Raw genomic sequence first — 7,212 nt, forward strand, 5'->3', positions numbered from 1 at the left:
CTTTAATCGGCGGTGTTGACCAACGCCATGCCCTCGAATTGGTGATAGCCGATCGCCGTTGCAAGGACGGTCCTGGGAACGCCGTTGAACGGCTTCTCAGTGGCGGCGTCAAAAGCCGGGTAGGCGGCCTTGCGCTCGACAGCCAGTGCCGCCAGCGCCACGGCGAAGGGAAACTGCGCTTCCTTCATGTGACCGGTCAGCGTCGAAAAGCCGCGTGCGGCAATCGCCGGGTTGGCGCCGAACACCGATTTCTCGGCGGCAGTAGCGGCATGGGCGCCCGAAGCGCCTGAAATCGTCAGCAACTCGCCGTTCGGCAATGCAGCCTGCCTGAGCAGCGCGGCAATCTCGCCATCGAGCTCGCCCTGCCGGCGTTTGGCGCGCCCGGATACCACCGGGCCGAGTTCGGCATAGATCTTTCGCCCGCGGCTGATCGCGTGCTCGCGCTGTTCCAGGACGAGAAACGCGCCGCCGGATCCGGTCACCACGCCGCCGCCTTCGGCGCCTTGCCTCTGCCAGACCGGTCTCCAGGGACCGCGATGCAGGTAGCCGGCCAGTTCATAGCCAAGCAGCATGTCGGAGTGTTCGGTCTGGAAGGCGCCGCCGACCAGTATGTGCGTCGATTGCCCGGAGCGGATGCGCGCGGCGGCTGTCTCGACGGCGGCGACGCCTGCACCTTCCTCGCCCATGAAGGTGCGCGACGATCCCGTCACCTTGTGGACGATCGAGATGTTGCCGGCGAGCAGGTTGGAAAGCTGCGCCAGAAAGAGCGTCGGCCGCAATTCGGTGGTCAGTTTCTCGTTGAGCAGCACGTCGCGGTCGTTGCGGCTTTCCGAAGCGACGAGAATATCGGCGTCGACCGCCTCGTCGCGCTCGCCGCCGCCGGCAGCCACCACCATGTCCATGGTCGCGCAGAGTTCGTCATTGCCCTTGATGCCGGCGTCGTCCAGCGCCATGCCGGCGGCGTAGGTGCCGAGCCTCTGCCAGGTTTCCATCTGCCGCTGGTCGCCGCGCTTGGCGATCTGCAGGTTCCAGTCGATCTCGGGCAGCGGGTGGACGGTGTAGGGCGAGAAGCGCGCGGCTTCGAGCACAGGCTCCAGGCCCGGCTGGGCAAGTTTGCGCCAATGCGCATCCGGACCCTCGCCCAGCGAAGAGACAAGGCCGATGCCTGATATGACGACGTGGTGAGGGCTCATGGGCGGCTGTTTTGGGTCAGGCTTGAAGACGAACCATTTTAGGCGTTCTTGGCCGCGACCAGGGCGTCGATCTTGGCGCACAGGTTCTTCATGACGAAGTAATCGTCGGTCGAGGCCTTGCCGTCATTGACCTCTTGCGTCCACTTTTCCAGCGGCACCTTGATGCCGAATTCCTTGTCGATGGCAAAGACGATGTCGAGGAAGTCGAGGCTGTCGATGCCGAGGTCGTCGATAGTGTGGCTTTCAGGGGTGATCGTGTCGATATCGATCTCACTGGTGTCGGCGATGATCTTGGCGACTTTGGCGAACGTGGTGGACAAGGGCTTTTCCTTCGGTTGCGGGCGGAATCTGTCCGCATGTGTTTGCGCGCTGTCTAATCGGTTTTTCCGGGCAGGAAAAGGGCCTGATGCGCCGGGCGCAGATGGGGTGGCTGTTCTGCCAGGGCAATAGGGTCGCCGGAACCTCCCGGCGATGTTCCGCAACCATCCGATCGGATTGTCGTCGGCGCCTTCGTTCCAAGCTCAGCGTACATGCCGTAGAACAGCCCTCCGGCCACAATAAACCGCGCTCAAAGGCCTAGGGAGCGCGCAGCCAAGGTTCGGACCGCGAAATCCCATGGCCAACGAAAACGAGGTAAGTTGTCGGGAGCCGCGCCGGTCGTTCGTCCTCTGCACGCAAAGCGCAAGAACCGAATACCTAGCCATGAGAAAGATCGTCGTAATCACGCACATCACTCTCGACAGCCTCATGCAATCACCCGGAGCTTCCAATGACCCCCACCATCACAGCCTTTGAACGGTCGCCCGACCGCGGCAGGGGACAGGCACGTGACATGCGTGTTCGTTGGGCGCTCGAAGAAGTGGATCAACCTTACGACGTTCGTCTTGTTTCGTTCAGCGAGATGAAGAAACCCGCGCATCGTGCGCTTCATCCTTTCGGGCAGATTCCGACCTATGAAGAAGGCAATCTCGCCTTGTTCGAGTCGGGGGCGATCGTGTTCCACATCGCGGAGCGCCATGGTGGCCTGTTGCCAGACGATGCGAATGCCCGGGCGCGCGCGATCACATGGATGTTTGCCGCGGTTAGCACGCTGGAGCCGCCGATCCTTGAACGGGAAACAGCCGTGCTGCTGGAGCGCGACGAGACCTGGCACGAAAAGCGTCTGCCTAGGGTTGAGGATCGCATCCGTAAGCGGCTAGCCGATCTTTCCGCTCACCTGGGCGATGCCGACTGGCTCGATGGTGCGTTCAGCGCCGGCGACCTCATGATGGTGGGGGTCCTGCGCAGGTTGAACGGATCGGGGATACTGGACGAATATCCGAACCTCTCCGCCTATTTAGCCCGCGGCGAAGCGCGGCCGGCCTTCAAGCGTGCTTTCGACGCTCAATTGGCGGTTTTCACTGCCGCATCGACCAGCTGACGAGGCCGCTCTGGTCATTTGAGCCTATCGGCGCGGATGTGCAGCTTTAGGCGGTAGATGTGTGTGAGAATGGTCGGAACCGGTATTCCAGTTAGCGTACCAAGCGTTAGATTTTCACCACTAGCGAACGCTTCAACCAGCTCCAGCGCGGATTAGAAGGTGACGCGACCGAGCACGCGCAGGCCGTCGCCTTGCGGCTCGACGATCACGGCTTCGCCTTCGCGCGGCGAGATGCCGGTGAGGGCCATTATGTTTTCCAGATGGGTGACCATGACCACATTGTCGGAGCCGGAATAATTGCGAATCTCGGTCATGACCGCCTCGAGCTGGGCGGCTTTCTCGCTCGGGTCGGTCTTAAGCAGGTCAAGCGGCGCGAACGGCTCGGGCTCCGCTCTGAACGCGATGCGGGCGGTGTCGAGGCTGCGGCAATAGCGGCTGGACAGCATGCGCTCTATGGGCGCGGCGCGGGCGGCGAACAGCGCGCCGATCTTGCGTGCCTGCTGCTTGCCACGCACCGAGAGGTTGACCTGGGTCGCGCATTTCTCGATGTCGAAATTCGCCGGATCGGTAGTGCCGGTGACCATGGCATGGCGAAGCAGCACCACATGTCCGCCGTCGCGCAACAGCGCCCAGCCGGCTTCAGTCGCATGGACCGCGGCGGGAACGACGAGCAGCAGTAGAGCCAGCACAAATCGAAGCATCAGACGTCCTTTTCCGGTCACCGCGGGTGGGTTCCGGTGACCTGATATAGGGACGGCAAAGCCGGCTGAAAGACAAGGCGCGACCAATCCCGGCTGTTTGCGAGGACAGAACGCTTCGGAAGGTGGGGGCGATTGCACTGCGATCGCGGCTCGCCTATCAGGAGAAAAATGTCTCCACTCATCGAAACCGTCCTTTTTGTCTTCGGTCTTGTCGCGCTCGGCTATCTCGCCGGGCTCACCGGCTATTTGAAGGCCGAGGCGGGCGAGGCCATCGCCGAATTCGCTGTCGGGGTGGCGATGCCGCTGCTTCTGTTCCGCACCATGGTGAATGCCGATTTCCATGGCGCCGCGCCATGGTCGTTCTGGGGAGCCTATTTCACAGCGGCGGCAGTCACGTGGGCTGCAGGCCATCTGGTCACCACGCGGGTGTTCGGGCGCGATGCGCGCGCCGGGGTCGTCGGCGGCGTGTCGTCGGCTTTTTCCAATCTCGTCCTGCTCGGCATCCCGTTCGTCCTCGGCACATTCGGGCCAAGTGGATTCGAAGTGCTGTCGCTGCTGATTTCCGTGCATCTGCCGACGATGATCATGGCATCGATCATCCTGTTTGAAATCTTTGGCCGCGGTGACGAGCATGTGCATCCGTTGCGCATCATCCGGCGCTTCTTTCGAAAGATGCTCTCCAATCCGCTGATCATCGGCATCCTGGCCGGGTGGGTGTGGCGTATCGCCGATCTGCCGCTGCCGGCGTTGGCCGTCCGGCTGGTCGACGCGTTGGCCAACATCGCCGGACCGGTCGCGCTGTTTGCCATGGGGCTTGGCCTGTGCCGTTTCGGCATCTCCGGCAATGTGCGGCCGGCGCTTGCGCTGTCGGCGCTGAAGCTGCTGCTGATGCCGGCCGTCGCGCTCGGCCTGGTCTGGCTACTTGGGCTGCCGCCGCTGTCGGCGAAGGTGGCGGTGGTGGCGGCCGCGCTGCCATCCGGGGTCAATTCCTACCTGATTGCGACGCAATTCAACACCGGCCAGGCATTGGCATCGAACCAGATGACCATCGCCACCGCCTGCGCCGTCGTCACCACGGCGTTCTGGCTGACGGTGGTGGTTCACGTATTTGGCTAGGTAATCTCAACACCCTCGAGCAACATCGAAGCGCAAGTCGGCCTCGCCTTGCGCTGGCCCAAACCCTATATGCCATCTTGCGATTGATTGCGGGGCTTGCCCTAGGTAAAGAGCAGTGGCTCCGGGCGTGCCGGCATCGATGCCATTGCGCACGCCCACCAAAGAAATCCAGATACCGGCCCGTCAGCGCGCCGAACGGAGGCTAGACCATGCTTCAGAAAACCAGCCATTTCATGCGCCAGGCCAATCTCATCAATGGCGAGTGGGTGCAGGCCGACAGCGGCCAGACAGTCGACGTCAACAATCCGGCCACAGGCCTCAAGATTGGCACTGTGCCGAAGTCGGGCAAGGTCGAGACGCGCCGCGCCATCGAAGCTGCCGACGCCGCCTTCAAGACATGGCGCAAGACCACCGCGCTCGAGCGTTCGAAGCTGTTGCGCAAGCTGCATGACGCGATGATGGACAATCAGGATGTGCTGGCCGAGCTCTTGACCATCGAGCAGGGCAAGTCGCTGTTCGAATCGAAGGGCGAGATCGGTTCGGCAGCCTCCTACATATTGTGGTTCGCCGAAGAAGGCCGCCGCACCTATGGCGATGTCGTGCCGTCGCCCTGGGCGGACCGCCGCATCCTGGTGACCAAGGAGCCGGTCGGCGTCATCGCCGCCATCACGCCGTGGAATTTCCCGTCCTCGATGCTGGCCCGCAAGCTCGGCCCGGCGCTTGCAGCCGGCTGCACCGCGGTCGTCAAGCCGGCGTCGCAGACGCCTTATTCCGGCCTTGCCTGGGGTGCTCTCGCCGAGGAAGTCGGCTTCCCCAAAGGCGTCATCAACATCCTGACCGGCGCCGCCGGCGAGATCGGCGACGAGATCTGCGCCAACCCGCTGGTCAAGAAGATCACCTTCACCGGCTCGACCGAGGTCGGCAAGATCCTGATCCAGAAATCGTCCGTCACGGTCAAGAAGGTGTCGATGGAGCTCGGCGGCAACGCACCGTTCGTCGTCTTCGACGACGCCGACATCGAGCGTGCCGTCGCCGGCGCGATCACCGCCAAATACCGCAATTCCGGCCAGACCTGCGTCTGCACCAACCGCTTCCTGGTTCAGGCTGGCGTCTATGACAAGTTCGTCGAAAAACTCGCCGCCGCCAGCAACGGGCTGAAGGTCGGTTCCGGCCTCGAGGACGGCGTGCAGCAGGGGCCGCTGATCGACGAGAAAGCGGTCGAAAAAGTTGAGGAACTGATCGCCGATGCCACCGCCAAGGGCGGCAAGGTCGTCGCCGGCGGCAAGCGCCATGCGCTGGGCGGTTCGTTCTTCCAGCCGACGGTGATCGCCGATGCGACGCCGAAGATGCGCTTCATGAAAGAAGAGATCTTTGGCCCGGTAGCACCGGTGTTCAAGTTCGAAACCGAAGAGGAAGCCGTGGCACTCGCCAACGACACCGAATTCGGCCTCGCCTGCTATTTCTACACGGGCGATCTCGGCCGCGCCTTCCGGGTCATGGAAGGGCTGAAATACGGCATGGTCGGGGTCAATGAAGGCCTCATCACCACGCCTGAGGCGCCGTTCGGCGGCGTCAAGGAATCGGGCCTCGGCAAGGAAGGCGGACATCAGGGCATCGAGGATTATCTCGACACCAAATATGTCTGCATCGGCGGCCTCGGCCTGTAGCGGCCGAACCTGGCTGGAAGCGCGGCCGGCTTGGCAGGCGCTATGACCCTTGCGGGTGGCGCAGCCCTTTCCTCGATCACAGGGGCCGTCCTGACGGAGGGCAACGCAACCTATGCGCTGTTCTCCATCATGCTTATTTCCGCCGGGCTGTTGGCTGTGCTCGCGGCGCTCGTGCCAGGCGATTCTCAGTCCTGCCGGATGTGGTGCCGTCCCTGATAAACACGCGCTCTTTGCGCTTGAATAAAGCAGTGCGTGCGGCGGCGTGGCGGCTTGATCACGACCTTCCAGCAGCAGCAATTAAGGGCAGCACAGGGTCGCGGGCGGCAACCGAAAGCTCCCATGCTAAACGACCGAGTTGCAGACAGACCAGACGTTGGTGAGGTTCTTTCAGCCTGTTCGTTCAGTTCTGGGCTGCCTTCCTCAACCAGTCGCGCATTTGTCGCGCGGGCCGTGACAGGTGCGTCGTGTCAGGGGTCAGCAGATGATACTGTTCCCGTCCTGGCAGCACCGGGCCGGGAAGCTGAACAAGACGCCCGGACTGCAGATGCTGGCCGCAGGAGAGATGGTCGCCGATGGCAATGCCAAGACCGCGCAGCGCCGCGTCGATGCACAGATGGGTGCGGTTGAAGAACAGGTGGTTGTCGAGATCGTCCAGCATGACGCCTGCCGCTTCGCAATAGCGTCGCCACCAGTAGAGCCCGCGCTCGTGGATCAGCCTGTGCGCGGCGTAGAAGCCTGGTGAGGCCGGATCGGGGCCTTTCGCGATCAATGCGGGCGACGCGACCGGGAACGCGTTGAGATCAAGGAAGGGCTCGGAGCGAAAGCCGATCAGCGCCGCCGGTCCCCAGGTCAGCACCAGGTCGACATCGCCGGGCAGGCTGCGCGGCGGGTCCGGGCGGACGCGGAGATCGACGTTGAGCCGCAGCGCGTCCAGCGCCTGCGCCGTCAGGCGCGGCATGAGCCACACGACCGCCAGATCGGTCTCCACATCCAGAACCACTGTTCCCTTGGCGGTGCCGCGTTTCAGACGCCCGACGCCGAGCGCCAGATCGGCGAAGGACCGGGCGACGGTGCGAGCGAAGAGACTGCCTTCGCCGGTCAGCACGACATGGCGG

The 7,212-nt window shown here is 63.2% G+C and carries 7 protein-coding genes; 3 read left to right on the forward strand and 4 right to left on the reverse strand.

Annotated features, from left to right (window positions below):
- Positions 1 to 2: 2 nt before the first annotated feature.
- Both EOC94_RS26660 and EOC94_RS26665 read right to left on the reverse strand, forming a co-directional pair.
- Positions 3 to 1,193: a beta-ketoacyl-ACP synthase gene (locus EOC94_RS26660; RefSeq protein ID WP_127294444.1), complete on the reverse strand. Its 1,191-nt coding sequence runs from the start codon at positions 1,191 to 1,193 to the stop codon at positions 3 to 5.
- A gap of 38 nt (positions 1,194 to 1,231) precedes the next feature.
- On the reverse strand, positions 1,232 to 1,513 hold the full coding sequence (locus EOC94_RS26665; protein ID WP_095486660.1) for an acyl carrier protein: 282 nt from the start codon (positions 1,511 to 1,513) through the stop codon (positions 1,232 to 1,234).
- 449 nt (positions 1,514 to 1,962) lie between these two features.
- On the opposite strand from EOC94_RS26665, the gene EOC94_RS26670 reads away from it, so the two are divergent.
- Positions 1,963 to 2,613, forward strand: coding sequence for a glutathione S-transferase family protein (locus EOC94_RS26670; protein WP_127294446.1), 651 nt, complete (start codon positions 1,963 to 1,965; stop codon positions 2,611 to 2,613).
- Between the two features lie 152 nt (positions 2,614 to 2,765).
- Here EOC94_RS26670 and EOC94_RS26675 read toward each other — a convergent pair whose 3' ends face one another.
- On the reverse strand, positions 2,766 to 3,314 hold the full coding sequence (locus EOC94_RS26675) for a histidine phosphatase family protein (protein WP_095486748.1): 549 nt from the start codon (positions 3,312 to 3,314) through the stop codon (positions 2,766 to 2,768).
- Between the two features lie 168 nt (positions 3,315 to 3,482).
- Here EOC94_RS26675 and EOC94_RS26680 point away from each other — a divergent pair, with 168 nt between their 5' ends.
- Together EOC94_RS26680 and EOC94_RS26685 are read left to right on the forward strand one after the other, a co-directional pair.
- A complete protein-coding gene (locus EOC94_RS26680) occupies positions 3,483 to 4,430 on the forward strand; it encodes an AEC family transporter (protein ID WP_127294448.1) in 948 nt (315 codons plus the stop codon).
- 209 nt (positions 4,431 to 4,639) lie between these two features.
- Complete coding sequence (locus EOC94_RS26685) at positions 4,640 to 6,097, forward strand: NAD-dependent succinate-semialdehyde dehydrogenase (RefSeq protein WP_127294450.1); 1,458 nt, start codon at positions 4,640 to 4,642, stop codon at positions 6,095 to 6,097.
- Between the two features lie 400 nt (positions 6,098 to 6,497).
- On the opposite strand, the gene EOC94_RS26695 is transcribed toward EOC94_RS26685, so the two are convergent.
- A partial coding sequence (locus EOC94_RS26695) for a LysR substrate-binding domain-containing protein (protein WP_127294452.1) occupies positions 6,498 to 7,212 on the reverse strand: 715 nt, incomplete at its 5' end.

The sequence above is a fragment of the Mesorhizobium sp. M6A.T.Ce.TU.016.01.1.1 genome, from assembly GCF_003997065.1.
In the GTDB taxonomy this organism is placed as follows: Bacteria; Pseudomonadota; Alphaproteobacteria; order Rhizobiales; family Rhizobiaceae; genus Mesorhizobium; species Mesorhizobium mediterraneum.

Excerpts from the sequence above, each read along its gene's own strand:
- EOC94_RS26675 (WP_095486748.1), bottom strand. The coding sequence starts at position 3,314 with ATGCTTCGATTTGTGCTGGCTCTACTGCTGCTCGTCGTTCCCGCCGCG.
- EOC94_RS26685 (WP_127294450.1), top strand. The coding sequence starts at position 4,640 with ATGCTTCAGAAAACCAGCCATTTCATGCGCCAGGCCAATCTCATCAAT.
- EOC94_RS26680 (WP_127294448.1), top strand. The coding sequence starts at position 3,483 with ATGTCTCCACTCATCGAAACCGTCCTTTTTGTCTTCGGTCTTGTCGCG.
- EOC94_RS26660 (WP_127294444.1), bottom strand. The coding sequence starts at position 1,193 with ATGAGCCCTCACCACGTCGTCATATCAGGCATCGGCCTTGTCTCTTCG.
- EOC94_RS26670 (WP_127294446.1), top strand. The coding sequence starts at position 1,963 with ATGACCCCCACCATCACAGCCTTTGAACGGTCGCCCGACCGCGGCAGG.